We start from the raw sequence: 26,122 nt of genomic DNA, 5'->3' as shown, positions 1-26,122 counted from the left end.
TTTATTCTCCTGCAAGCGGCTTTGGTTGATCAGACCCAAGAATGCAATACGTCAAACTATTACCACGCAAGTTCGTCAGTGAGTATGACGCACCTTCTGGAACATTCAGCACATCACCGCGCGTTAAAACAACGTTAGCTTGTTCGCCTTGATGTGTGAGCACCACCTCTGTATCGCCATCAAAGTTGATAAGCACTTGTTTTTCTTCTCGGCAGTGTTGAGGAATCGAGCCACCTTCAGAAAGCTCATAAGCCATGATGCTCACTTCATCTTCACTCTTTACTTGGAAGTCATAACTCGCCAAAGGATGACCCGTTAAGGCGTATTGTTTCACGTTTCTTCCGCTGAAATCGCCTTTGATTTCACGATAATCTTTTTGCAGAGCGACAAATGGCATCATCTCTTCTGCGGTGTAGGTATCGAAGGTCGCGAGCTCTTCTTCGGTAAGCAGCGGCATCAATTCTGATTCTTGTGGCATCGGGTCGCCATTAATGGTGTCCACGAGTGTGCCATCGGCTTTGAGGTATAAACCATAACCTTGACTGTCTTTAATAACGTTTGGATGCCAAATAACGCCGCCACCTGAATCGTCGCCGCCAAGTACCGAGAACATAAAGCCGTAATCGCGGCCAACCACTTCAAATCCACGGAAGAGATTGGTTGGAATCGAGATGACGTCACCGTGAGACAACACCGCCTCGTGTTCGCCATCGTTCCCCCAATAAAAACGGAACTGGCCTTTGAACACCAAGAAAAGCTCAGCGGTGCGATGAGAATGTAACGAATTCTTGATGCCTGGCGGTTGGCCTGCGGCACCAATATTAAAGCCCGCCGTATCGCGAATATGAACATGCTGACGACTGCTCTCTGCCACCCCTGCACCGATAATACAAAAGTTATCTTTGAGATCACTGCCTGGCGTGCGCGCATCAATAAACGCACTCGTACCCGGAATCAGTTCCATGTAGCGGACCAGGTTATTATTCATTTTAGATTGTAGAGTCATTGTAAATCCTTGTTGTCCTTGTTTGGACCTAGCCTTTGAATTGTTAGTTACAGACCTAAAGGTCGCCCACCATCAACCGCGATGGTATTGCCTGTCGAGAAGGTCAGAAGATCTGCCGCGGCGTACACGGCTTGAGCGACTTCTTCATCATTGGCTAAACGCTTAAGCGGTGTGGATTGTTCTTGTTGATTACGCCATGCGTCATCCAAGCCTTTGACAAACTCAGTGTCGACAAGCCCTGGAGCAACAGCCAAAACGCGAACCTCGGGAGACAGAGCGCGAGCTAAAGAACGGGTCATGTTCTCCGCGGCAGATTTACTTGCACAGTAAGCAATGTTGCTCCCCATCGCAGTCTGTGCCGCGATAGAAGTAATGTTCACCACACAACCATTGGCTTGCTTAAGCCAAGGCTCAAACGCTCGAACCATGGCAAAAGGCGCACGGACGTTCACTTGGAAAATTTGGTCAAACAGTTGATCATCTAAGCTTTGCAAATCAGAGTGCGCGACGAATTTCGTCATCCCCGCACAGTTGACCAACAGATCCAGCTTGTCGCTTATTTCACTGACTTGATGTTTAAGCTGTTCAATCGCACTAGAATCTGCCACGTTCAATTTGAATGCTAGATGCTCGTTACGTGGCAGCGAGGAAAGCACATCCTCGGCCGCTTTCTGATTACTGTTGTAAGTCAGAATTACGCGATATCCCGATTCAGCTAGCTTGCGACAAATGGCGGCACCCAGTCCGCCACTGCCGCCTGTGACTAAGGCAAGTTTCGACATATTACGCCTCTTCCACTTTGCCTTTGTAACGGCGCACACGAATATCCGCTTGCTCTTTGTGGCCAGCAAAACCTTCGAGTGCACACAAGCGAGAGCAGTACTCACCGACTTTTAGCGACGCAGCTTCCGTTACACGCTGGTAAGTACAGGTCTTGATAAATTTACCTACCCAAAGACCACCGGTGTATCGCGCCGCTTTCTTCGTTGGCAGTGTATGGTTGGTACCAATACATTTATCGCCGTAAGAAACGTTGGTTTCACGACCTAGGAACAAGGCACCGTAGTTGGTCATGTTATCTAGGAAGTATTTAGGATCTTCCGTCATCACTTGAACGTGTTCAGAAGCGATATCGTCTGCCACTTCCACCATTTCTTCGTAGCTATCACACACAATCACTTGTCCGTAATCTGCCCACGCTTTACCCGCGACTTCAGCCGTTGGAAGAATGGTTAACTGACGTTCAATTTCTTTGATGGTTTCTTGCGCAAATGTTTCGCTATTGGTCAACAATACAGCGGGAGAGTTGTAACCATGCTCAGCCTGACCAAGCAAGTCTGCCGCTGCCAATTCCGGGTCACAGCCTTTCTCATCAGCAATGACCAAGGTTTCCGTTGGCCCTGCAAACAAATCGATACCAACGCGACCAAACAACTGACGTTTTGCCTCTGCCACAAATGCGTTACCCGGCCCTACAATCATATCGACTGGCGCAATAGTCTCTGTACCAAGAGCCATTGCACCTACCGCCTGAACACCACCGAAGCAGTAGATTTCATCCGCACCCGCCATTGCCATCGCAGCGACAATCGCGACATTCGGCTGGCCGTTAAACGGAGGCGCACAAGCAATAACACGTTTTACGCCCGCGACTTTCGCCGTCAGTACACTCATGTGAGCGGATGCAACCAATGGGTATTTTCCACCAGGGATGTAACAACCCACGCTGTTTACTGGAATATTTTTATGCCCCAGTACCACACCAGGCATGGTTTCTACTTCGACGTCTTTCATTGAGTCACGTTGAATTTGAGCAAAGTTTCGAACTTGTTGCTGAGCGAACTCGATATCATGACGAGTCGATTCATCAAGCGCATCCACACAGGCTTGGATCTGCTCTTCTGACAGGCGGAATTGCTCCGGCGACCAGTTATCAAACTTTTCAGACAACTCACGTACAGCGCTATCACCTTTCGATTCAATATCAGTAAGAATGCTTTCAACAATCTGACGCACTTTTGCGTCGTTTGATGCTGATGCTTCTTCAGTGATTCCGTTTTTTAAAATGCGTGCCATTGGTTTTCTCCTTGAACATTGAGGCTGACGAACGGTTATTTTTATGCTTTTGGATACGAATGCAAAATCAGATTAAACACTTAATTAACATTTGACAAGTTAAGTCAACAAACCACAAAAACCACCCTTAAGCCTTTGTATTAATTAATTTAAACAAATAAAAGCAAGTAATAAGGACCTTGATTGAGTTTAATTTTTAATCAAAAATGAGTTTTAGATCACATCATTTTTACTCATCATTTACATTTCTCCGTGTTAGTTTTTGCATACCTTTGCAAAGGAGATAATCATGAGCAATTTTAAGCAACGTCTGACTAAAGAAACGCTATTAGGTACATTTGTTAAAACCCCTCACCCTCACATTATCGAGGTATTGGCACTGGCAGAGTTGCCTTTTGTGGTACTGGATGCAGAGCACGCACCTTTCGATCGTTCCTCGCTTGATCTGTGCATCATGGCGGCCAGAGCGAATGACCTCGCGTGCGTGGTACGAGTACAAGACAGCGCTCCTTCAACCATTTTGAACGCGCTTGACTGTGGCGCGGCGGGTGTACAAATTCCCCATGTTTGTACTGCTGAGCAAGCGACGCAACTGGCGAAAATCTGCCATTACGGAGAAGGTGGCCGAGGGTATGCAGGTTCCAGTCGAGCAGCGCAATACGCCACTAAGCCCATGGTTGAACACTTAAAAGACAGCCGTGCGAATACGATTGTCATTGCACAAATTGAAGACCCTCAAGGGGTCGAAAATGTTGAAGCGATTGCCAATGTTGAAGGAATTGATGCGCTCTTCATTGGCCAAGTTGATCTCACTGTCGCTTATGGTGCTGATAGCGTTCATGATGAGAAAGTCGCACAAGCAAGTATGCGAGTAATCGAAGCGGCCAGAGCCGCTAATAAACCTGTTGGCATGTTTGTCGCGACGGCTCAACAAGCTCGGGAATGGCGTGAACTCGGCGTTAGCTTCTTTTGTGTTAGCTCTGAACACAAAATGATCATTGATGGCTTCAAGCAAGAGAGAAATGTGATGAATTCTTGAGTTTTCTCTGATATTTACGCCTTATCAATGTAATGCTCTAGACACAGAAATCCCCTAGCCCATACACTCAGCACGTATGAGAAGGTTCAATGGCCTTAAATAAGGAGTATCACCATTAAAGCGAAAGTAACTTCGATCGACGTCGCGAAGATGCTCGGCGTCTCTCAATCGACGGTATCTAGAGCATTCAGCCCGACTGCGAGTATTAGCGAGAAGAAACGCAAAATGGTGATGGATGCCGCAGCTAAGCTCGGATACACACCGAATGCCATCGCCCGAGGTCTGATTTCGAATCGTTCAGGCTTAGTGGCGATTGCGTTAGATAGCGAATCAAACCCAATGTACGACATGCAATCTCGTGCTTTGGCTGTCGAAATTCAAAAGCGAGGCGGACAAGTTGTGCTTTGCCCTATCGACAAGGACGACCTCGATCTCGCCATTTCACGCGCCATTGAATACCAAGTGGACGGACTCGTTATCGCCACCAGCCGTTTAACCTCACGCGCGTTTGCCCAATGCGAAAAGTTTGGCGTTCATTTAAGCTTGATCAACCGCTACGCCGAGGGTATTAATGCCAACAGCTCTGGTATTGATAACCGATTGGCGGGCCAACAAGCAGCCGAGTATTTAACGCAGAAAGGCGCAAAACAGTGTGCTTATATCAGTGGCGATGCTGGCTCCATGACCAGTGAAGAGCGTTGGCTGGGTTTCTCTTCAAAATTGCAAGAACTCGGCTCCCCGTCACCAACCTTTATCCAAGCCAAGTACAGCTTTGAAGCAGGCTTAGAAGCGGCGAAAGCGATCTTGTCGCACACTAGCAAACCCGATGCAATTTTTTGTGCAAACGACATCCTCGCCATGGGTGTGATGGATGGCTTGCGACAAGCCGGAGCAAAGATCCCCCAAGACTTCTCTGTGATGGGTGTAGATAACATTCCGATGTCTGCATGGCCGAGTTATGATTTGACCACCATTGCTCAACCAGTCGACAAAATTGTTAAACGAGCGGTTGAAGACTTGATGAATCGAATCAACGGCAACCTGGATGCAACTGGCGAATACCTTTTCGAGCAAGGCACCTTGATCGAACGTAGTAGCACCATTTAATAAATCCATTTTTATTCATTCTTCATAAACAAAATGCCTTGCTTTCGAGTAAGGCATTTTCTGTGATCACGATTAAATTTTCACCAATCGTTATTTAATTTCTCATCAATTCATCAATCTTGTTATTGACTTGTTACTTTAATGTTTTATTTTGGATTCGTATGCAAAATGGATATGAATTGCTCAACTAATTTATAAAAACATAAAAAGTTGTGTGACTTGCCGACGAATGCCAATGGCAGGTCATACCAGAAACAAGGAAGAACGATGAAGAAAGTAATCCTTACTTCACTTACCGCACTGGGGCTTGCATTTAGCAGTATGAATACGTTTGCAACCAGTGTTATTCGTCTTGCTCATGACAGTCAAGAAACCTCTCCCGTACACAAAGCAATGCTCTATTTCGAACAAGAAGTGGAAGCTCGCTCAAACGGTGAGATAGAAGTTGAAATCTATCCGGCGAGACAACTAGGCGATGTGCGTGAGACGACTGAACTCGTACAGCAAGGCAACTTACAAATGACGTTTGGTGCGTCAGTTTTACTCTCTCCCTACGTCCCAGAGTTTAACGTGCTCGACGTGTTCTACCTTTTTGATAGCGAAGAGCAAGCACACAAAGCGCTCGACAGTGAGAAGATCGGACAACCATTGTTGAATGCTATGGAATCAAAAGGCTTTCATGGACTTGGCTTTATGGAGGTCGGCTTTCGTAGCGTGACCAACAACAAACAGCCAGTTGATAGTATTGAGGACCTGAAAGGGCTAAAGATTCGCTCGGCATCTAACCCCACTCAAATAAGCGCGTGGAAATCTATTGGTACTGCGCCAACACCTCTGTCTTGGGGAGAAATTTTCACCTCGTTACAACAAGGCCTGATTAACGCTCAAGAAAGTGCTATCTACTCTATTTATGCCGAACGTTTTTACGAGGCACAAAAGTACCTCTCTTTAACTAACCATATATACACCAACTACGTGTTGTTCATGAACAAATCGTTTTGGGATTCACTGCCGGCCGCACAACAAGCGCTGATCAGTGAAGTAAGCAAAGAAACCATCGCAAAACAGCGTGAGCTCGCCGCGCAGCAAAACCGAGAAGTAATCAAAGAGCTCGAAGCAAAAGGCATGACGGTTAACATCGTCCCAGACGAGGTACGCAGCATCATGAAAGAGAAAATGAATGCGGCCGTGTACCAGGACTTGCGCAGTAAAACGGGTAAAGACTTGTTTGACAACGTGATGGCCGAGATAGAACGCCTATAACTCCCACTCTTTTGCACGATCTGGCAACAGGTCGTGCTTTCTCGTTTTGGAGGTGAACATGAAGTGGTTTCGCTTACTAGACAAATACCTAGAACCAACCCTTATCGTTATCGCGATCTCAACGATGACAACTTTACTGTGCTTGCAAATCGCCCTACGCCTGTTCGATGCAACGATCGCGTGGGCTGAAGAGCTGGCTCGTTATTTATTCGTATGGGCGATGTACCTGAGCATCAGCTACTGTATCCGAGATGATCGACACATCCGCATTCGTGTGTTCATCGATAAACTTCCGGGCAATTGGACGCAATTCAGTTTGATTGTCTCTGATCTTATCTACCTTGCCTTTAGTGCCACTGTCGCCTGGTTTGGATTTAAGGTTATAAACCGCAGCCTGCAACTCGGTCAGATTGCACCCGCAATGGAAATTCCTATTGCGTGTTTGTATGCCTCTGTTTTAGTTTGCGCACTATTAAGCTGCGCGCGCCTAGTGACAAGCATTTATCAACGTGTGAACGCGTGCTCCACCAGCAATGAACGAGTTCGCTTTTCTCGCCAACGCTATCGCCATATCAAAGCAAAGTATCGTACTTCTAACCGACTATTGGAGTTTAACGCATGACGTCTGCACTTTTGTTTGGCAGCTTTGGTCTGCTTCTGCTCATTGGCGTTCCGGTCGGTATTGCTCTGGCGGCAGCCAGTATGGTCGCGATATTAAGCCTGCCATTCCTTAACATCGAGTTTTTAGTACAAGGCTTGGTGACAGGGCTCGACTCCTTCCCTCTCCTCGCCGTCGTTCTTTTTACCTTAGCAGGTAACCTTATGAGCCAAGGAGGGATCTCAAAACGATTATTGCATGTGGCGGAGGTCTTCTTTGGCCACTTTACTGGCGGGCTTGGTATCGTGGCCATTGTGGCGTGTATGTTCTTCGCATCCATCTCTGGTACAGGGTCTGCCACTGTTGCCGCTATCGGCCTGACGATGATTCCCTCGATGGTGAAGAAAGGCTACGACCGCAGCTTTGCCGGTGCCTTGATAGCCTCTTCCGGCGGAATTGGCGTCATTATTCCACCCTCTGTGGTGATGATCGTCTACGCGATCACTGCTGAAGTCTCCGTCACTAAGATGTTCATGGCGGGAATCATTCCTGGCTTGGTCGTCGGTATGGTATTGATCGGCTACTGTCTAATTGTCTCAAAAATGCGGGGCTACACAGGTAACGAACGCAAAGCGACTTGGGCAGAGCGTCTTGCTGCGCTAAAAGAAGCCAGCTGGGCAATGCTACTCCCCGTGATCATTCTCGGCGGTATCTATTCTGGCATTTTCACGCCTACCGAATCAGCCGCCATCGGAGTTCTCTATGGCTTATTCTTTGGCATGTTTGTTTATAAAGAACTCAAACCAGCGCAAGTGGTGAAAATCATTCTAGAGTCGTCACTGTTAGTTGGCGCTGTGCTCGTCATTGTGGGTGCGTCCGTGACGTTTGGCCGCATATTGACCCTAGAACGTCTGCCGACTGAAATTGCTCAGTTCATTCTATCGATTACCGAAAACAAACTTCTGATACTGCTTTGCATCAATGTCCTGTTGTTGCTCGTCGGTACCTTTATGGAAACGCTGGCAGCGATTGTTATTCTCACACCAATTCTGTTACCCATTACGTCAGCACTCGGCATGGACCCCGTTCATTTTGGGATCGTGATGATCGTGAACTTGGCCATTGGCTTTGTTACGCCTCCTCTGGGTGCCAACCTGTTTATGGCAAGTCAGGTAGGCAAAGTACCGATAGAGTCGCTCTCTAAAGCCATCATGGGTTGGATTGGTGCAATGATAGTGGCCTTGATGTTGATTACCTTCATCCCTGCCATCTCGCTATCATTACCTGCGCTTTTATCCTGATCGTTGCACTCATAGAGCGCTTATGACTGTTATAGCCACTAGATAAACACCTTTCTAGTGGCTTATTCGTTATCTACTTCCGATTTAATAAAAAAGCCTTTAAGCATTCGTATGCAAAAGGAGAATTTGAAAGATATAAGGATAATTGACACCAAAATAGCTGAATATTAGCGATAAAGTCTATTTGGGTGCCTTGATCTGCATGATTATCAGTTTTGGCTTAATCATTTGTTTCCATTCAAACAGATCAAAATAAATTAAGCGATTAAAAAACAATAAGATATTAGGGAATTCATACAAAAAACTTTGACCTCCTTTCTTATTAACACGTCTCGATAAGAGATAGCTTCCATCTCGCCTGTACTTTTTTAGTTTGTTTTCTGCTCAATTGTTAAAAACCTGATCATCAGCACGCTATTTAAACAATCGAAAAACAATCCGTTGACAAAATGGCAACATGATATATTTTGAATACGTAATCAAAACATAATTCAAACATAATTATTCAATTACGGAGGTGATTTATGGCCATGGTTGGCTTCGATGAAAAGTGGCGTGACTTTCCCGACTACATTCTTGGTATCACAAAAGAGATTTGGGAAGACCGAGGTTTAAACACCTTAGAACACTACTACTCTCCCGACATTGTTGTGCGCACTCCACTCTCCATCGTTCAAGGAAACGAAGGGGTGATCAGTGCAACAATGGCGACACTGGCCGAGTTTCCCGATCGCACGCTATATGGCGAAGACGTCATTTGGTCAGGCACCCCGGAACAAGGCATGCTTTCTTCTCATCGAATCATCTCTACTGCAACACACAGTGGCAACGGCTTCTACGGGCAAGCCTCGAATCGCAAACTTCGTTTCCGTATTATCGCAGATTGCCACGCTATCAATAACCAAATCAATGACGAATGGTTGGTTCGCGATCAAGCCGATATCGCGAAACAACTGGGTATGACGTCAGAAGAATTTGCACGCCAACAAATCGAATTTGAAGGTGGCGTGGAATCAAGCCCATTTCCGTTCACACCTGAAATCGACATTCCTGGACCTTATTTGGGCGTAGGCAACGACAACGAATATGGTCAGCGCTATGAAGCAATTCTCAGAAGCCTTATGAATGCCGAGTTCTCTATAGTACCGAAAGAGTACGACCGTGCTTGCATCGGCGAATACACTGGCGGTCAAACTGCCCTATCACACTCGGAAGTCGATCATTTTTGGATGGCACTTCGTGCGTCTTTCCCAAATGCTCAATTTACCGTTCACCATCGTATTGGCCGGGATGACGACATGATGTCACCACGCGCGGCAATTCGATGGTCTTTGCACGGTAAGCATGAGGGATATGGGATGTTTGGTAAGCCTTCAGGAAAAGAGGTTTACATCATGGGGATCAGCCACGCTGAGTTTGGCCCTTGGGGTCTTCGTCGCGAATTCACTTTGTTTGACGAGACCGCAATCTGGAAGCAAATCCTGCTACAGCAAGGCTAACGGCTGACTAAACACTATTTATTAAAATCACAGACAGTAAGGAAGCAACATGTCACTCAACATCATCGAACAGTTCTACCAGAACTACTTCAAAGCCGCAGACATCGAGCAAAAACAGGCCGCTCTGCAAGCTTTGAACCCTGACGTAAAATGGTGCGTGGCGCACCCTGTGAACGATCTTAATGGCCCAGATGCAACCCACGAATCTTTCCTCTCACCACTTGTTAATGCTTTGCCTGACGCCGAGCGCCGACCAATAATTGTGATGCACGGCGAATACGAAGGCCGCACTTGGTACAACTCTACCGGCTACTTTATCGGTACATTTGAACAACCACTATTTGGCATACCAGCAACAGGGAAAACACTCTACTTACGTTACACCGAAATGGTGTGTGTGGAGAACGACCAAATCATCGAATCTTACATGATCCCAGACTTCATCGACGCGATGAATCAAGCAGGCTGCAACCCTCTTCGTAAAAGCTTAGGTCACGATGGCTTGGTTCCTTCTCCTGCAACTTCTAACGGTATTCAACAATCTGTTGTGTCTTTGGAAGAAAGTGAAAAGAGCGCCCAACTGGTTGAAGATATGCTGTCTTGCTTGGGTCGTTTTGATGGCAAAGATCTTTTCTCGATGGATTTAGAAAACTACTGGCACAATGACTTCATGTGGTACGGCCCTGCTGGTATTGGTACTACGCGCGGTATCAAAGGTTTCCGTAACCACCATCAAGCGCCATTTGTGTTTGCCTTCCCTGACCGAAGTGTCGATATTGAGGTCAATTTTTTGGCCAAAAATGACTACGTATCCACAGGTGGTTGGCCACATATGCATGGTACTCACACTGGTTACAGTGGCTGGCTCGGTCTCGCCCCAACCGGAAAACACATCGAACTTCGCGTTATGGACATTTGGCGACGCGAAGGCGATTTACTGAAGGAAAACTGGGTAGCGATCGACATCGTTCATATCCTGCTGCAACTTGGCTATGACGTGTTTGCACAAATGAAAGAACAGTTAGAAGGACCTAATTATGCATGAGTTTGGCGCACTTAACTGGAGCATCCTTGGGGGATACATCGCCCTAACGCTAGTACTGGGTGCAGTAATCGGAAAGCGAGTCACTTCAGCTAGTCAATTCGCCTTGGGTGATAAGAGCATCCCTTGGTGGGCGATCGGTATTTCTGTCGTTTGTACTTACGTGAGTGCCATGTCGTTCCTTGGTGGGCCAGCTTGGTCTTACAAAGAAGGCCTGTCGGTTATCGCGATTCACCTCAATTATCCGCTGGTGATCTTCTTCATCGTGGCTGTGTTTATGCCGTTTTTCTACAACAACGGTTTAACCTCCATCTACGAGTATCAAGAACGACGCTTCGGTAAGGCTTCACGACTGACTTTGTCGTTTATCTTCCTTATCAAACAAGCATTGAGCTCGGCAGCCGTACTCTACGCGACAGCAATGATTTTAGAGTTCATTACTGGTATCGACGTGATGTACTGCATCATGATCGTCACTGCAATTGCCCTTATCTACACCGTAATGGGCGGTATCGCGGCTGTCATTTGGACCGATGTGATTCAAGCAGTAATCTTATTTATTGGCGCATTCATCATCATTGAAGCCGTTTGGAATGGCATGCCTGCTCCAATGACGGAGGTCATGGCAGAACTCAAAGCGAAAGGAATGACCGATGCCCTACAAACAAGTTTTGACCTAAGCCAAGTAACGACGGTATGGGCCGGCGTTATCGCAATGACGATGTTCCACACCACCGTGTATGGCGGTAACCAGATGATGGTACAACGTTGTATGGCCGCGAAAAACATGGGCGATGCGAAAAAGGCAATGTTGATGATGGGCTACGTGGCCTTCTTTATTTACTTTGTCTTTATCTTGCTTGGTGTCCTATTCAACGCTTATTACGACGGTAAAGAGTTTGAAAACGGCAACACCATCATTCTTCATTATGCGAGTGAATATGGAATGCCAGGCTTGATGGGCATCATTGCCGCTGCGATTCTGGCGGCAAGTATGTCGAGTCTCGACTCTGCGTTCAACTCAATGGCGACCGTTTCTGTGGCTGACTTTTACAAACGCTTCTACAAGCAAAACGAGTCGGAAGAGCATTACTTGAAGGTATCGCGTTTCTTCACGGTGGCGTGGGCGATTTTGGTCATCATTCCAGCGATCATGTTTGCCACCAGCACAGGCTCGGTACTGGAAGTGCTGAGTAAGGCAGGCTCTTACTTTGTCGGTGCAAGCTTCTGTATGTTTGTCCTTGGGTTCTACTCAAAACACATTACTGAAAAAGGCTTGTTGATTGGCGTTGCTGCTAGCTTCTTGGTGATTTGGTATGTAGCCGTTGCGACCGATATTGCGTGGCCTTGGTATTGCGTGATTGGCGTCCTTGTGAATGCCGTTGTCGCTTACATTGCTAGCCTTCTCCTGACGGGTAAACAAGATGAAATGCATCTTTACACAGTGAAAGGCCAGCAAGCGGAATATGCTCGTCTAAATAAACCAATCAAGGAAGATGGTTGGTATGTCGTTCCCGGCAAAATCGATGCTCCATGTTATGGCTTACTAGTGATGTTTGTATTCTCTCTCGTGATGCTTTGGGGGATCAACGCGTTTACCGACAACGCTCCTATGCTGATTAACTTTATGCGTGGCTGCTCTATTCTTGTCGCTACCGCTTGCATCGGATACATGGGGTATTCACTCCTCTCCCCGAAACGTAAAGTTGCAGTCAAACAAGCAAATTAATCTTCTTTACGTAGATACTGCACGTCCAACAAACGGACAGTATCTACGCACTAGATCTAGTGCTAGCTCAAAGCAAACCAAATGGGTTAACCCACATTTTGCTTTTTAATACTCCAAAGCCATTATTCTACTTAGGATACCCCGTCAGAACATTTATGAATACGTACCTATTTATGCTAGTCTTATGACCTCAATTACTGGCAACTAAGTTTTATTCATGAAATCAATTAAACACGTAGTCACATCAAAAGATGTGGCAAAGATGGCAGGCGTCTCTCAATCTACTGTATCGCGCGTGTTTGTTCCGGGTAGCTCAGTATCCGAAAAGACCAAGCAAAAAGTCTTTGAAGCGGCTAAAGCCCTTAACTACCGCCCTAACGCCTTTGCACGTAGCCTGACCACAAACGAATCGAAATTGATAGGTTTGGTGTTTCCTGATGCGGATTACCCTATCCATATGAAAACACTTCAATTAATTTCCAGTGAGTTACAGAAAAAAGGTTATTCTGCCGTATTGATTCCATGGCAAGTGGATGAAGAAGAGGGCCACTCAATCCCAAATATCTTCCAGTATCGCGTCGATGGTGTCATTGCCGCTTCCGCAACCTTCAATAAGTCCCTTTATGAAGAATGTGAAGAGTTTAATATCCCAATTGTTCAATACGCACGAGTTGTTGAAGGTACTAGGAGTAGCTACGTTATCAGTGACAACTACGAAGCAGGCCAACAAGCCGCGCAACTTCTGCTCAAAAGTGGCGTGAAGAACGCGGTTTATTTGACGGGAGAAGTGCCAACCTTTACGAATGACGAACGCCAAAGCGGCTTCTGCTCTGAATTTGAAGACCTAACCGGCAAGACGCCACGCATCATTGAAGCCAGCTATGACTACGCGAGCTCACTTGATAAAGTCCGTGCCATACTGGCAGACAAAAATCGGCCTGAAGCGGTGTTCTGTGCAACCGATAACCTTGCGATGGCGGTCATGGATATCGCTCGTATAGAATGCGGGTTGAGCATTCCTCAGGACTTACAAGTCATTGGCTTTGATAATATTCCTCAGACAGAATGGTTAAGCTATCAATTAACCACATTCCGCCAGGATTTCCGTCGCCTCGCTCGCGAATGCGTGAAGATCATTGTTGATCAAATTAATACAAAAAACGGAAGCCTAGTAAAAATGATGGTGCCAGTGAAGTTAATCGAGCGACAGACAACAAAAGCTTAAATAGCTATAGCCAGCCATTCGGTTGGCTTTTTTATTTGCCTCTGACTCCCAAACGGCTCATTTAGTGTTGTCAGTATTAATGAACCCATGTATATTTATGAGCTATTACACTATATGAACCAAACAAAAAAAGGCTCATAATCCTTATGACCACGTATCTTTACACTCGTTATTCGCCAAAAAATCGAGCTTACCAAGAGCACCTTAATACTCTAAAAGCTTTTGCGCCCGAAGCTCAGCATTTTGAGGATAAGGTTCGTGGTTGCATGCCTCCAACCGAGAGAGAGGCATTCTTACAACTGCTCGATTCCGTCAGAGCTGGGGATACGATTGTGCTCTGGTGGCTGACCGCATTTGGTCGCGACTTTAGTCAAGCATTGAACACAATAAAAATGCTACTCGATAAAGGGGTAACATTGAAAACCGTATGTGAATCACTAACTTTTGAGCCAGATTCTGTTCAAACTCAAACACTACTCACAGTGTTATCTGGATATGGGAAAGTGCAGACTGAACATCGCCTGTTTGCCGCAGAGCAAGGGCGACAGGCCATTAAAGAGCAGCCAGAATTATGGAAACAGAAGTTTCGCGGCCGCCCCGCAAACAAAACCAAACACCAACAGATCGCAACGTTACTGCTAGAAGGCTACACATTGCAAAACGTGGCAGAGCAATGCGAAGTCAGTCTATCGACTGTGAAGCGGGTCAAAGCAAAGCTAAATGAAGTGGATGACGAAGGCGGCTTAAGATCACGACGCCAAAAAGGTTGTTTGAATGGAGACCAGTCATGAGTCGCCCAATCAACTTTCATACTATACTACTCGCCTGTCTTATTATTAGCGTTGGCCAGTTGAGCATGGGGCTAGTCATGCCCTCTTTGCCATGGATAGCAAAAGACTTTTCCATCTCCCTCGACCAAGCTCAACTACTTGTGAGTATTTATTTGCTCGGCTTTGGCCCCTCTCAATTTATCTACGGGCCAGTGTCAGATGCTTTAGGACGAAAAAGAGTATTACTTACCGGTTTACTCATCGCGATGTCTGGTCTGCTGATGATTATTTTCTTCAGTGACACATTTACAGGGATGGTGATGGGGCGCTTTTTACAAGGGTTAGGTACAGGATGCTGCGCGGTACTCGCGAGGGCGTCGACTCGAGATAGGTTTAGCGGGGATGAACTCCCAGTGGCAATGTCTTACATCGCCATGGCGGCTTCAATCACGCCACTTATTGCACCTGTAATTGGCGGCTTTATCAACTTCCACTTCGGTTGGAGTATGGTGTTTATTTCTCTATTGGGCTATGTCTCGCTGGCCTGGGTAATCATCGCCTTTAAGTTCACAGAAACCATCACAAAACGTTCTGTCATTCCATCACCCCGAAAAATGTTACTACAATACAAGAGCTTAATTACGTCTCGTTACTTTATGAGTTTCGCCAGTATCAGTTGGTTAAACTTCAGCTTAATGATTACGACAGTCTCTGTGATGCCATTTATCATGCAAGATCAAATTGGCATGACCTCCGCTCAATACGCAATGTGGGCACTCATTCCCGCTTTGGGTATGTTATGTGGTACCACGATTTGTAACCGAGTAAGGCCAATTATTGGCAATAAGAAAATGCTGCTCTGCACCCCATTTCTTCACCTCGCTGCCGCAATATGGCTATTTTTCTGTCCTGTTGAGCCTCTATTTCTGATGCTAGGACAGCTATTAATGATCTTGGGTAATGGTATTGCCCTACCTTGTGCACAAGCGATGGTAATGCAACCTTATAAAAAGCAAGCAGGTGCCGCAGCGGCAATGTCTGGTGGTGGACAAATGGTCGTCTCCTCATTGGTCAGCTTAACTCTGGTACAGCTTGGATTGAGTCAAGCATGGCATCTAGCGATCGTTATCGTAATATTTGCATCGCTTACCTTCACCAACATTCAACGTGGCTTCAGTGCAGAGCAACCTTCAGAACAATAACAAAAACATACTATTGTCCTTATAGTTACGACAAATCGTATAAACTTAAATTTAGGAAAAGTTGGCGGATACTAACATGATGTTGCATTTAAGAATTGGCGCCTTAACACTCGCCACATTGATATCCGCTGGTACTGACGCGAGCGCCAACGAGAACTGGCAGTTCGAGAGTGACAAGAATGGAATCACAATTTACTCCCGAGAACATAGTGACGGTTTAGTTGAGATCCGTGCCCGGATGTTCACACCCACCAGCTATGGTGCATTTTTAACGCTACTGGAAGACAGTGACAATATCCCGAACTGGATTGACAATGCCAGTCATAGCCGGGTTTTAAATCAAATATCGGCCACCGAGAACATCGTTTACACCCAGTTTAAAGCACCATGGCCTGCCAAAAATCGGGATATGGTCACCTACTCAAAGTACTGGGTCGATGAGCTGGGATTCACGATAGAAATCAAAAGCGCACCTGACTCATATATTGCTGAACAAAATGGTTATGTTCGAATTCGCTCGGTTGATGCGACTTGGGAGTTACAAAAACTCACAAACGATACAACACTCGTGGAATACAAGGCGTTTGCTGATCCCGGAGGTCTATTGCCAAACTGGCTGATCAACAAACTTTCAAAAGAAAGTGCATGGGCGACATTTAGTAACTTAAGAAAAGAGTTACCTGAATATCAGCAATACTCTCATCCTCAAATAGATGAGTAAGCGTCGCTCTTCCCACTCGCTTTTTAATACGGTACATAATAACAAAAGGCGGCATTGCGCCGCCTTTTCTACTCAACGTGTTACTGCTGTGCAACCGTTACAGGTTTAGTTGCACCACGGTAATCAAACTCAAAACCAATACCTTGGTCTGTCACGTCCATCGTCATACCACCAACAAGCTCGCCTTGTAAGCTTTTGACAACATCATCCGGAACCGGCTCCCCAGTGATTGACGACGCACTCTCTAACACTTCCAAAATACGCTCTGAATCAAAATCAAAGCTGAACAAGCCATTTGGAGAAAGTGATTGCGCCATCACTTCTTTGCTTGCTTCCGCAGCACTATCACCACTGTAAAGGGTGAAATGGTTTTCGTTTAGACGAGCAAACACGTCCACCTTCATGCCAGTATGCATTTCTAATAGGTCACTGACATTAACAGGTTGGTTATCCGGTTGAATTTGCAATTGAGCAAGTTCAGGAACGAACATTTGCGCAGTTTGAATAAGCATCATTGGATCATTGGCAGAAAGAGACAACATACCATCTAGCTGGCTAAATACTTCACCATGCTGAGCATTAGTATCTACTTTGATATCAAACATTTGCAGGCTTAACCCTTTGAGGCCGTTAACCATGCCTGACCCCATGCTTACAGCGGCTGCTGGATTCTGGCCGCCCATCTCTTGCTGCATTTGTGTCAATAAAGAGCATTGGTATTGAGGCTGAGTCAAGTCAGCCCAAATCTGACCAATCGATGGCGCTAGCGTATTAATGTCTAAACCAAGCGCCATACTAAAGAAACTCTTATCACTTTTAGACTCTGCCAATACACCACGAATCGACTTGAGCGCATCTAGAATCACTTTATTGTTGGACTCAACAACAAAAGAACCTTTAATGAACGCCTGATCGCCTTTCATCTTGTATTCTGCAAACGCGACGGACTGAGGCCAGTTTTCTGCAACTTGAGTAAGCTCAGTATGGCAGGCTGGTGAACGAATTTCCTCAATAGTTGGTTCAGGATCTATTGCATCCAACGTGCTGATTTGACGAGCAAACATATTGCCATCTTTAGTCGTCAAACCTTTAATCACTTCGCGATGATCAAAGTAACCAAAAGAGTTGTTGTTTTCACCGTATTTGGCTTGCAACGCCTCAAGGCGTCCACTGTCAGCAATATTTTGACTTGGTGCTTCAAGCCCTAGTGCCATTTTAATCGGGTTTTGAACGCCCAGTTGCGGAACATCAATCGTTAACGTAAGCACGTTATCAACCACGGCTACAACCAAGCCAATACCGTCCTGCGGGTCAATTGAATCAGTCATCTCGTAACGACGATACTCGACTTCACCAAGCTTAACCAACTCATGCTTAGCGCCGCTCATCTGCTCTTCATGATCCAGTGTTTTCCATAACGCGGCAGGGTCTTCAATATCCACTTTGTACACCGGTACCATACCAATTGTGTACAACACAGGATTAATGTTTTCCCCGGTGCCCAAATAAGCTTTTAATGTTTCTGGCGACGCAGCACTCTCTAGGTATCCATCGAATAAGTTAACTGCAAACTGCTGTTGTGGAGACAGTGGTTCATCGGCAAAAAGTTCTGCAATCGAGCCTTGATTCGCCGTACCGAATGCGTTCATGTATTTATAATGGTTAAAAGGTTCTGTCTGATACGTCACCATAAGTGAATCTGCAGGAACTTGCGTTAACAGTGAGCCTGCATCACTCGCGGTAGTATTGTTTTGGTACAGGTAGCCAGCGCCCCCTGCTGCTGCGACCACTGCTGTAGCCAATAGTAGTTTTTTCACGACCAACTCCGTTGTCATAGTTATGTGTTCCTAAACGAAATGTAACGCTTAGGTTTAAAGCCAATGAATAGTGCTTTATATCAACCGCTATCATAAACAAGTTATCGATGTAATGAATGTCGGTTTGATAAATTATCCAACATTTATAAGGCAAACCGTGAAGTAAGTTGAATTGCGTGCGGATGCTATTGGCAATATTCACAATCCAATTTCTCGGATAACCGCCTTAAAAATCATAATATTCAGTTAAATGAAGCGATTTGGAGTAATTACGACCAAAATCAGCAGAATATTAAATCTTTATTGAGTCTTTTATCTAATATCTGAAAACGCCTCACGACCTGACACTTCTTTCCAATTTGCCTCTGGCAGTCCCTACTCGTTTTCCTTACATTCCTACTAACTCAGTGACGAGACGTATACCAAATACGAGCAATAGAAGACGATGAAAGACCAGTTGACGATCTCTATATCAACTATCAATGGCTCAAGACATTGGTACTTCAGTAAAAGGATGCAACGCAACATAAAAACGTTTTTCGTTTTTTTTGTTGTTGCTCTGGCCGCGACCGTAATCTTAATTCATCACTTGTACACTCGCGTTGATAATGCAGCGTTAAAACAAGCTGAATTGACAGAGCATTCACGCACCATGGGTGAAGAACTCAGCACACTGAAAACACTTAAATCAGAGCTAGAAAATGACCTTTCAGAACGGGAAGAACGGGTACAACTTGTTTCGGAACGTTTGGGTGAATTAGAGAAAGTGCTTGGGGTTGGAGAACATACCTCGACAAATAACTTGGATGCTAGGCTCGATGCAGCGGCGATAACCTCAAACGTTCGCATGGTGTTATTAAACCAAATACCAAGTGGCTCTCCAGTCGGCAACGTACGGCTATCTTCCGGATTCGGTAAGCGTATCCATCCGGTGACAAAAGTTGCCAAGATGCATCGTGGGCTCGATTTTGCCGTAAATATCGGCACCAAAATTTATGCCCCTGCCGATGGGGTAGTGGAAGTCACCCGCCGCAGTAATAAAGGCTCTGGTAACTTCCTCAGGCTACAACATTCTTTCGGTTTTTCGAGTTCTTATTCGCACTTGAAAGCGTTCAAAGTAAAAAGTGGTCAGTTCGTCAAAAAAGGGCAGCTGATTGCAATTTCCGGCAACAGTGGGCTCTCTTCTGGCCCTCACCTGCATTACGAGGTGCGATTTGTTGGGCGAGCACTGAATCCGAAACCATTTGTCGATTGGAGCCTTAATGATTTCGAAGACATTTTTACTAAGGAGCGAAGAATACGATGGGAATCTTTAATCAAAACAGTGGAACAACGAGTAGCTCAGCAGCTTCAACTCTCATCGCCAAAGGCTGTTCTCTTAGCGGAGAACTCAAAGTAGAAAACGATGTCCAGATTGATGGCATCGTCGATGGTCAAATTAACGTGGAAGGCACTCTCGTTGTCGCAGAAAGCGGGCGAGTAAACGGTGAAATTTACGCTAAACAGCTGATCATTAACGGCATGATGGACGGAAACTGTCACGCAGAACACATTCAAGTGCTTGCCAAGGGACGCGTAAGCGGTAGGATCTGGAGCAATAACCTCAGCATTGAACCTGGTGGCAAATTCTTTGGTGAAGCAGCCGAATTACCTGAAAAGGAAGTGGTAACGTTAAAGGGTAATGCTCAAGACAGTGCGATCACAAAAGAAAACAACACCAACAATGAAAAGCGACTTTCGCGTAAATCAGCATAAAAGCTTTGATTAAAGTGCTTAAAAAAGACGGCTTTCACGCCGTCTTTTTTATTACTATTGCCACGATTTTCGTCAGAAACTACGTGATTATTCGGCCGGATTTAAAACCATCACCGAGCGTTTTGCTTGTGGACCAAAAGCTGATTTTGCATGCGCTTTCACTTCATCTAACGTCACACTTTTAGCCACTTTCTCAACGTCAAGTAACACATCGACGCCGTAATCATGCACCAAATAACGAGTATATGCCCATGATCTCTGTGCTGGGTTGTCATCCAATCCTTGCATCGCGACTGCCAGTTGTTTCGCGGCCGTATCCACTTCTTTTTGGGTAATATTTGACGCTAAATCATCAAACACTTTGCCCAGTTTACTCTCTAAAAGAGCCACGTCTTCGGGCTCGACTTGAGACTCCAAAAGCCAATCAGAGATGGGTTCGCGATCTTGTGTCATGGTGTAAATGCTTGGGCTGTAATCAAGGCTAGACTCTTCTCGCACAATATCCAAAACACGCGCATTACTAATACGTTGCAAAATATCTTCGATAACCGTGTCTCTTGCCGTACGTTGGTAATCGCTCGTATTAGTCAAACGCATTACATACAACGATGAAGGTTCATGCCCATCCGCAACCACAGTTCGCTCCGGCACTTCCGGGTTAAACGCAACGCGATAATCAATCGAACGACTAGGTTTCATTTCGATAGAGGCCACATACTTACGCAAAAGTGGTGTAATTTCTTCCGGCTCTACGTTTGCAACAATAACCATCTTAAAACCATCATTGGTTTTGAAAAGTTGCTCATGCACCGCTAGTATCTGCTCGGAAGTCACTTGTTCAACATCATCACTGGACACTATACGATGACGACTCCCCGGCAAATAAGAATTGCCGTTTGCTTTTTGAATCAGTTTTCCCATCGGTGATTCAAAAAAAGCGCCGCTCTGCTGTTTAAACTCTTGCTTCGCTGCCGCCATCTGGCGCTCGTCGACTTTAATCTCCGTCGCTAGGTTGTATAGTCCATTCAAAGCATCGGTTAGGTGCGTATTTGGCGCCGTAATTTGCGCTCCGTGACTGGTCGCATCAAGCATCGCGCCAAGCGCAATGTTGTTTTTGCGTAAGTAGCTATCTAGCTCTGAACCAGAAAATGCCCCTAACCCACTGCGTATTGCCGTTGTTGCTGCGATTTCATAAGCGGCATACAACGTCGGATCAACAGCGGCTTTACCACCTTGGCTCGCATAGTAAATATACGCTCGACCACCCGCTTTAGTATCTTTTTGGAACCACACTTCGACACCGTTTGATAGCGTATAGACTTGAAAACCACCCGCTTCCTGACGCATGCTCGTGATGCTGCCTTCCTGGGTAGGCTTTAAGAATCCATCCACTTTGTCATACATCTCTAACGGTTTTTCGCCAGTTTGAAGATAGGCACTGTTTAGAGCGGCAAATACACCATTGAACTGTTCTGACGTTTCGCTTTTCCCCAAACCAATAAAAAAGCTTGGCTGCTGAGATAACAAAGCCGTCAATTGTGTGTTAATACTCTCTAAATTCTCGTTGTTGATGAATTCTGCCAAACTCTGGGCGTAATTCTCTTTTGATTGGCTGACACTGTCTTGTCCAATTTGAAAAACACGTGCTTCTGCGTAGCTGTTTGGCTTACGCTGACTCCAATCTGAATCAATATTTGCAAGTTCACCTTGCCAATTTGACATAACGCTATCTAACTCGGATTGAGTCGCACCATAATCTCTCAACGACGCCAAGGTACGAATGAAAGTCTGGTGCATTTGTTCGCGGCGATCTGGTGCAAACGAAATCCCTGCCGACATCATACGCTGATAGTTAGAGTAATAGGGCTCTGCATAAGCGTATTGAAAAGGTTCAGCGGCATCACTGAGTACACGGATCAAACGCTGTTGAATGAGTTGTGTTGCGACTTCATCACGCCACACTTCATGTTGTTGCTCAATCGTCGTGCCGCCACTTAGACCACGCTCAATCACTAAATGAAGACTTGGTGATTCCATCGTGTTACTTGGCAAGATTCTGTTTTCGTTGTTCACTCGAATATCACGGCGCTTCTCTATTACCGTATCCGAGGTACTTTCCCAGTTCGAGAACTTGCTTTTGATAATCTTGGACAGTGAATCTACGTCGATATTACCGGTCACAATCAACTCGGCATTTTGTGGCTGGTACCATTTGTCGTAAAACGCCTTTAACTTACTCGAGGAAGCGTTTTGAATCGCTTCGCGAGTACCAATTGGGTCATGCTCACCATACATAGTGCCTTCAATCGAGGCTTGGTAAGCATGCATAGAAAAGGACTTATCATCCGGATTAGCACGTCGCCATTCCCCAAGAATCACCCCTTTTTCTTTCTCTACTTGCTCAGGAGCAAACTCAAGTCCGTTACCGATATCTCTCATCCACTTCAGGGCATCTTCTAGCTTCGTATTATTCGCAAGGTCAAGCTGGTAAGACGTTTGCTGATAACTGGTAAAAGCGTTGATATCAGCGCCAAAGCTACCACCAGATTGCTCGAAAAGTTTGACAACGTCGTTACCGGTAAAATGTTCACTACCATTAAACGCCATATGCTCAACAAAGTGAGCGTAACCCTTTTGAGAAGATGTTTCTTGGAATGAGCCGATATTCATCACCAAACGGACCGAGACTTCTTGGTCTTCTGTTGGATAAAGATGGTATTTCATACCGTTCGATAACTGGTCCACGTGCCAGTTGGCGTCAGGTTGAATCGGCGTCGACTGTTGTATCAGAGCACACCCTGACACTAATAACGCGGGGACTAACAATATACTGCGCATAACGATTGCCCATAACAATGATTAAGCTAATTAATATATATCCGGTGCTATAACCTTCACATTTTTAATGGATTATCAGACGCGCGAATGTGATAAAGATCACTTTTTATTGAAATCAATTCTCATTTACAAAAATCGACAAATCCTTACTTTACAAATACATAAATAATATCGTTCCAAATCCTTTTGCTTATTTGATGTAAAACTCAAATTCGCGACATGGAGTCAGTATTTATTTTGAGCAATAAAATATAATTATTGAACAGATTCGAATCTAACTTTCTGCTGCATATTCAACAGCGCAGAGAGCACTGATGAGAATAAAAACACAACAACTATTATTCAAAGATCTATTATTCGCTTTATGTTCAAAAATCTATCATTAAAAAACAAACTGGCAATCTCTGCCAGTGCCGCCATCATTCTAGGGGGAGTGCTGGTAGAGGGGCTGTCTTTTCGAGATTCATTAAACAGGCTCGATGTCGAAGTCGCACAGCGACTAGAAAGCACTAGCGCATCTTACAATCAATACGTAAAGGACTGGCTACTCTCTAAAGAGCGCGCACTAACTTCACTCTCTTCTGATTCAGAGAAACGTTCTCTGGTTACGCATTTGAAACAAGTCCGAGACTCTGGCGCGTTCGATAACGTTTTCCTCGCTTACCCGGACGGGTCACAAGACAACGCTAATGGGGTGGTTTTGCCACCAGGTAATAACGATCCTCGTAAGTGGGGTTGGTATACCAATGCAATCGCCAACCCATCGAAAGTCTTTATGGATAACCCAACCGTCGCAGCGGCCACGGGGGCTAACGTCGTGTCGCTCGGTAAAGCCCTGCAATTGCATGGTCAAACCGTCGTTCTGGGTGCTGACGTAGAGATCGGTGATATCCTGAACAGTCTGAACCAAGTGATCCTACCGGGTGCAGGTTATATGTTTATTGCCAATGAACAGGGCAATATTTTCACTCATAACAACGGTAAACTGCTGAATCAACCGGTTAGCAAACTGGGCTTAAACAACAACGACATCACCAACGCTGCACGCTCAGGTACAGAGCGTCGCGTCTCTATTAACGGCACCGAATATGTGATTTACGCGCGCCACATAGAGGGTACCAAGCTCACAACAGTGACGGTGTTAGATCAAAACTCGTTGGTTGCCCCACTCTACGATGCTGTTTGGGATCAGATCATCGCAACCACCATCGTCGTCGTTATCTGCGTAGCTTTGTTTAATCTGCTATGTAACATCTTGTTCCGTCCGCTCTACAACGTTTCGAATGCGCTTGCACAAATCGCAAACGGTAGCGGCGACCTAACTCAACGCATCAAAGTAGAAAACCGTGACGAAGTTGGTGAGCTGGCTGAAAACTTCAACCAGTTCGTTGAAAGTTTGCAGCAACTTATTGGTCACATTCGTCACCAAGCGGAAGAACTGAGCCAACAATCGGAGCTGAGCACGACTCGCGCGAATCAATCGGTTTCCGATCTGAACCATCAGCAACAAGAAATCACTATGGTGGCGACCGCTGTGACTGAAATGGCATCGGCAACGCAAGAGATTGCAGCACATGCAGAGCAGACGGCTAAAGCCGCTCAAGACTCTTCAGCAAGCACACAAAATGGTCATGAGTTAGTGATCAACTCCAAGTCATCCATCAACAATTTGTCTTCTGAAGTCAACCAAGCGAGCGTTGTCATCGGCGAGCTCAACCAGCACGCGCAAGACATCTCAACCGTGCTATCAACGATTCGAGACATCGCAGAGCAAACCAACTTACTGGCTCTGAATGCGGCGATTGAAGCGGCGCGTGCAGGTGAGCAAGGTCGCGGTTTTGCCGTTGTTGCAGACGAGGTTCGCGTGCTATCACAACGCACACACACCTCAACCGAAGAGATTCGCTCGACGATCGAGACTTTGCAGCAAACCACACAACGCGCTGTGACCATCATGGATACAAGCTCTCAGCTCGCGCAAGGTTCGGTGGAAGATGCAGATCGCGCAGCACTGGCTCTGGATGAAATCAACGCGGCCGTTGCGCTGATCAGCGATATGGCAACGCAAATTGCGACCGCCGCCGAAGAGCAAACGCACGTAACCAATGAAATCACGCAAAACGTCACGTCCATTAAAGATGTGACCGATCACTTGGTAGTTGGTGCCGAAGAATCGATGAATCAATCTGCTGAGCTGAAATCGCAAGCTGAGGATCTCAACTCGAAAGTGGCAACGTTTAAACTGGCTTAAACGCCACATTAAGGACGCTCTTAAAAACAACAAACCCCGCTAGCGACTTTGTTACTAGCGGGGTTTGTTTTTATGGATCGACGTTTTTATTGCAGATAGCTTTCGAAAGACGTAAACCTACACCGCCACACACATCGGCGTGCCTGAGATTGGGTCGTTAAATACTCTCGCTTGTAAATCAAACACCGATGCCAACATACCTTCTGTCAGTACCTCTTGCGGTGTTCCCTGCGTGACTAACTGACCTTTTTCCAACACCACCAAATGATCGCAGTAACGGCACGCTTGGTTTAGATCGTGCAGCACTACGACCACTGTTTTGCCTTTGTCGTTCATCTGCCTCATGAGTTTCATCAGCTCAACTTGGTGAGAGAGATCCAAGTAAGTGGTTGGCTCATCAAGCATCACTACGTCGGTATCTTGCGCCATTACCATCGCAATCCACGCTCTTTGCCTTTGACCGCCAGACAGCGATTCAACTGGCTTGTCAGCAAACTCAATCACGCCAGTATCTTGCATTGCTTGCTCGACTAAGGTCTTGTCTTGTTGACTTAACCGGCCCCAATGAGAGAGATAAGGCGAGCGGCCATATTCGACCAGTTTTCTGACGGTAATACCTTCAGGACTGACAAGAATCTGCGGCAGCAAAGACAACGAACGCGCCAAGCGTTTATCACCGTAGCTGCTTAGTGGTTTGTCGTCATACAACACTTGGCCAGAAGCGGGTTTATTGATGCGTACCAAGGTTTTTAATAGTGTCGATTTACCGCAACCATTTGGACCAACTAGTGCGGTAATTTTACCTTGAGGAATCGACAAAGAGAGATCTGGAATGATGGTCTGTTTGCCGTACGCGACGGATAAGTTCTGCGTTCGTAACATG

The 26,122-nt window shown here is 45.8% G+C and carries 21 protein-coding genes; 15 read left to right on the top strand and 6 right to left on the bottom strand.

Translation table 11 applies throughout. From position 1 onward, the window contains the following. Position 1: 1 nt before the first annotated feature. From L3V37_RS01005 to hisD, 3 genes are read right to left on the bottom strand one after another with little or no spacing between them, the layout of a single operon-like run. The gene (locus L3V37_RS01005) at positions 2–1,006 is read right to left on the bottom strand and encodes a cupin domain-containing protein (RefSeq protein ID WP_237305661.1); all 1,005 of its coding nucleotides are present in this window, start codon (positions 1,004–1,006) and stop codon (positions 2–4) included. A gap of 47 nt (positions 1,007–1,053) precedes the next feature. Further along, complete coding sequence (locus tag L3V37_RS01000; protein ID WP_025768659.1) at positions 1,054–1,788, bottom strand: SDR family NAD(P)-dependent oxidoreductase; 735 nt, start codon at positions 1,786–1,788, stop codon at positions 1,054–1,056. A gap of 1 nt (position 1,789) precedes the next feature. Further along, positions 1,790–3,082 (bottom strand): histidinol dehydrogenase, encoded by a 1,293-nt coding sequence (gene hisD, locus L3V37_RS00995; RefSeq protein ID WP_237305660.1) that lies wholly within the window; start codon positions 3,080–3,082, stop codon positions 1,790–1,792. 289 nt (positions 3,083–3,371) lie between these two features. Between hisD and L3V37_RS00990 the strand changes: the two genes are divergently transcribed. The 12 genes from L3V37_RS00990 to L3V37_RS00935 all read left to right on the top strand — a co-directional run bounded on the left by L3V37_RS00990 (position 3,372) and on the right by L3V37_RS00935 (position 16,578). After that, the gene (locus tag L3V37_RS00990; protein ID WP_130545706.1) at positions 3,372–4,121 is read left to right on the top strand and encodes an HpcH/HpaI aldolase/citrate lyase family protein; all 750 of its coding nucleotides are present in this window, start codon (positions 3,372–3,374) and stop codon (positions 4,119–4,121) included. A gap of 150 nt (positions 4,122–4,271) precedes the next feature. Next, positions 4,272–5,228, top strand: a complete 957-nt coding sequence (locus L3V37_RS00985; RefSeq protein ID WP_025768661.1) for a LacI family DNA-binding transcriptional regulator — start codon at positions 4,272–4,274, stop codon at positions 5,226–5,228. Between the two features lie 267 nt (positions 5,229–5,495). Continuing rightward, on the top strand, positions 5,496–6,491 hold the full coding sequence (locus L3V37_RS00980; RefSeq protein ID WP_130545705.1) for a TRAP transporter substrate-binding protein: 996 nt from the start codon (positions 5,496–5,498) through the stop codon (positions 6,489–6,491). Between the two features lie 58 nt (positions 6,492–6,549). Beyond that, positions 6,550–7,113, top strand: a complete 564-nt coding sequence (locus tag L3V37_RS00975) for a TRAP transporter small permease (RefSeq protein ID WP_025768663.1) — start codon at positions 6,550–6,552, stop codon at positions 7,111–7,113. Continuing rightward, complete coding sequence (locus L3V37_RS00970) at positions 7,110–8,390, top strand: TRAP transporter large permease (protein ID WP_064376318.1); 1,281 nt, start codon at positions 7,110–7,112, stop codon at positions 8,388–8,390. Before L3V37_RS00975 ends, L3V37_RS00970 begins: the two co-directional genes overlap by 4 nt. A 524-nt stretch (positions 8,391–8,914) precedes the next feature. Then, positions 8,915–9,889, top strand: coding sequence for an ester cyclase (locus L3V37_RS00965; RefSeq protein ID WP_085569426.1), 975 nt, complete (start codon positions 8,915–8,917; stop codon positions 9,887–9,889). A gap of 49 nt (positions 9,890–9,938) precedes the next feature. Next, positions 9,939–10,934: an ester cyclase gene (locus L3V37_RS00960; RefSeq protein ID WP_130545702.1), complete on the top strand. Its 996-nt coding sequence runs from the start codon at positions 9,939–9,941 to the stop codon at positions 10,932–10,934. Further along, positions 10,927–12,660: a sodium/solute symporter gene (locus tag L3V37_RS00955; protein WP_005383442.1), complete on the top strand. Its 1,734-nt coding sequence runs from the start codon at positions 10,927–10,929 to the stop codon at positions 12,658–12,660. Before L3V37_RS00960 ends, L3V37_RS00955 begins: the two co-directional genes overlap by 8 nt. Before the next feature lie 217 nt (positions 12,661–12,877). Beyond that, positions 12,878–13,885 (top strand): LacI family DNA-binding transcriptional regulator, encoded by a 1,008-nt coding sequence (locus tag L3V37_RS00950; RefSeq protein ID WP_130545701.1) that lies wholly within the window; start codon positions 12,878–12,880, stop codon positions 13,883–13,885. Between the two features lie 146 nt (positions 13,886–14,031). Next, complete coding sequence (locus tag L3V37_RS00945; RefSeq protein ID WP_130545700.1) at positions 14,032–14,676, top strand: recombinase family protein; 645 nt, start codon at positions 14,032–14,034, stop codon at positions 14,674–14,676. Continuing rightward, positions 14,673–15,857 (top strand): multidrug effflux MFS transporter, encoded by a 1,185-nt coding sequence (locus tag L3V37_RS00940; protein WP_025768669.1) that lies wholly within the window; start codon positions 14,673–14,675, stop codon positions 15,855–15,857. The genes L3V37_RS00945 and L3V37_RS00940 overlap by 4 nt, the downstream gene beginning before the upstream one ends. Before the next feature lie 76 nt (positions 15,858–15,933). After that, complete coding sequence (locus tag L3V37_RS00935) at positions 15,934–16,578, top strand: START domain-containing protein (RefSeq protein WP_130545699.1); 645 nt, start codon at positions 15,934–15,936, stop codon at positions 16,576–16,578. 80 nt (positions 16,579–16,658) lie between these two features. Here L3V37_RS00935 and L3V37_RS00930 read toward each other — a convergent pair whose 3' ends face one another. Next, positions 16,659–18,413: a hypothetical protein gene (locus L3V37_RS00930; protein ID WP_207220425.1), complete on the bottom strand. Its 1,755-nt coding sequence runs from the start codon at positions 18,411–18,413 to the stop codon at positions 16,659–16,661. 427 nt (positions 18,414–18,840) lie between these two features. Between L3V37_RS00930 and L3V37_RS00925 the strand changes: the two genes are divergently transcribed. Further along, the gene (locus tag L3V37_RS00925; RefSeq protein ID WP_005374721.1) at positions 18,841–19,794 is read left to right on the top strand and encodes a M23 family metallopeptidase; all 954 of its coding nucleotides are present in this window, start codon (positions 18,841–18,843) and stop codon (positions 19,792–19,794) included. Further along, on the top strand, positions 19,698–20,150 hold the full coding sequence (locus L3V37_RS00920) for a polymer-forming cytoskeletal protein (protein WP_130545697.1): 453 nt from the start codon (positions 19,698–19,700) through the stop codon (positions 20,148–20,150). The genes L3V37_RS00925 and L3V37_RS00920 overlap by 97 nt, the downstream gene beginning before the upstream one ends. An 87-nt stretch (positions 20,151–20,237) precedes the next feature. Here L3V37_RS00920 and L3V37_RS00915 read toward each other — a convergent pair whose 3' ends face one another. After that, on the bottom strand, positions 20,238–22,988 hold the full coding sequence (locus tag L3V37_RS00915; RefSeq protein ID WP_130545696.1) for a pitrilysin family protein: 2,751 nt from the start codon (positions 22,986–22,988) through the stop codon (positions 20,238–20,240). Positions 22,989–23,352: 364 nt separating this feature from the next. On the opposite strand from L3V37_RS00915, the gene L3V37_RS00910 reads away from it, so the two are divergent. Next, positions 23,353–25,239, top strand: coding sequence for a methyl-accepting chemotaxis protein (locus L3V37_RS00910; RefSeq protein ID WP_237305659.1), 1,887 nt, complete (start codon positions 23,353–23,355; stop codon positions 25,237–25,239). Positions 25,240–25,356: 117 nt separating this feature from the next. Here the strand turns inward: L3V37_RS00910 and fecE are convergent, their stop codons facing one another. Continuing rightward, entirely contained in the window at positions 25,357–26,121 is a 765-nt protein-coding gene (gene fecE, locus L3V37_RS00905; RefSeq protein WP_054575393.1) for a Fe(3+) dicitrate ABC transporter ATP-binding protein FecE, read from the bottom strand. Position 26,122: the final 1 nt, after the last annotated feature.

The organism is Vibrio sp. D54, from assembly GCF_021728075.1.
Classification (GTDB): Bacteria; Pseudomonadota; Gammaproteobacteria; order Enterobacterales; family Vibrionaceae; genus Vibrio; species Vibrio alginolyticus.
The sequence above is the reverse complement of the archived record's forward strand: the minus strand, read 5'-3'. Positions and strand labels throughout refer to the sequence as shown.

What these genes read in the sequence shown, in the direction of transcription:
- L3V37_RS01005 (WP_237305661.1), bottom strand. Translation starts at nt 1,006, where the DNA reads ATGACTCTACAATCTAAAATGAATAATAACCTGGTCCGCTACATGGAA.
- L3V37_RS01000 (WP_025768659.1), bottom strand. Translation starts at nt 1,788, where the DNA reads ATGTCGAAACTTGCCTTAGTCACAGGCGGCAGTGGCGGACTGGGTGCC.
- hisD (WP_237305660.1), bottom strand. Translation starts at nt 3,082, where the DNA reads ATGGCACGCATTTTAAAAAACGGAATCACTGAAGAAGCATCAGCATCA.
- L3V37_RS00990 (WP_130545706.1), top strand. Translation starts at nt 3,372, where the DNA reads ATGAGCAATTTTAAGCAACGTCTGACTAAAGAAACGCTATTAGGTACA.
- L3V37_RS00985 (WP_025768661.1), top strand. Translation starts at nt 4,272, where the DNA reads ATGCTCGGCGTCTCTCAATCGACGGTATCTAGAGCATTCAGCCCGACT.
- L3V37_RS00980 (WP_130545705.1), top strand. Translation starts at nt 5,496, where the DNA reads ATGAAGAAAGTAATCCTTACTTCACTTACCGCACTGGGGCTTGCATTT.
- L3V37_RS00975 (WP_025768663.1), top strand. Translation starts at nt 6,550, where the DNA reads ATGAAGTGGTTTCGCTTACTAGACAAATACCTAGAACCAACCCTTATC.
- L3V37_RS00970 (WP_064376318.1), top strand. Translation starts at nt 7,110, where the DNA reads ATGACGTCTGCACTTTTGTTTGGCAGCTTTGGTCTGCTTCTGCTCATT.
- L3V37_RS00965 (WP_085569426.1), top strand. Translation starts at nt 8,915, where the DNA reads ATGGCCATGGTTGGCTTCGATGAAAAGTGGCGTGACTTTCCCGACTAC.
- L3V37_RS00960 (WP_130545702.1), top strand. Translation starts at nt 9,939, where the DNA reads ATGTCACTCAACATCATCGAACAGTTCTACCAGAACTACTTCAAAGCC.
- L3V37_RS00955 (WP_005383442.1), top strand. Translation starts at nt 10,927, where the DNA reads ATGCATGAGTTTGGCGCACTTAACTGGAGCATCCTTGGGGGATACATC.
- L3V37_RS00950 (WP_130545701.1), top strand. Translation starts at nt 12,878, where the DNA reads ATGAAATCAATTAAACACGTAGTCACATCAAAAGATGTGGCAAAGATG.
- L3V37_RS00945 (WP_130545700.1), top strand. Translation starts at nt 14,032, where the DNA reads ATGACCACGTATCTTTACACTCGTTATTCGCCAAAAAATCGAGCTTAC.
- L3V37_RS00940 (WP_025768669.1), top strand. Translation starts at nt 14,673, where the DNA reads ATGAGTCGCCCAATCAACTTTCATACTATACTACTCGCCTGTCTTATT.
- L3V37_RS00935 (WP_130545699.1), top strand. Translation starts at nt 15,934, where the DNA reads ATGATGTTGCATTTAAGAATTGGCGCCTTAACACTCGCCACATTGATA.
- L3V37_RS00930 (WP_207220425.1), bottom strand. Translation starts at nt 18,413, where the DNA reads ATGACAACGGAGTTGGTCGTGAAAAAACTACTATTGGCTACAGCAGTG.
- L3V37_RS00925 (WP_005374721.1), top strand. Translation starts at nt 18,841, where the DNA reads ATGAAAGACCAGTTGACGATCTCTATATCAACTATCAATGGCTCAAGA.
- L3V37_RS00920 (WP_130545697.1), top strand. Translation starts at nt 19,698, where the DNA reads ATGGGAATCTTTAATCAAAACAGTGGAACAACGAGTAGCTCAGCAGCT.
- L3V37_RS00915 (WP_130545696.1), bottom strand. Translation starts at nt 22,988, where the DNA reads ATGCGCAGTATATTGTTAGTCCCCGCGTTATTAGTGTCAGGGTGTGCT.
- L3V37_RS00910 (WP_237305659.1), top strand. Translation starts at nt 23,353, where the DNA reads ATGTTCAAAAATCTATCATTAAAAAACAAACTGGCAATCTCTGCCAGT.
- fecE (WP_054575393.1), bottom strand. Translation starts at nt 26,121, where the DNA reads ATGTTACGAACGCAGAACTTATCCGTCGCGTACGGCAAACAGACCATC.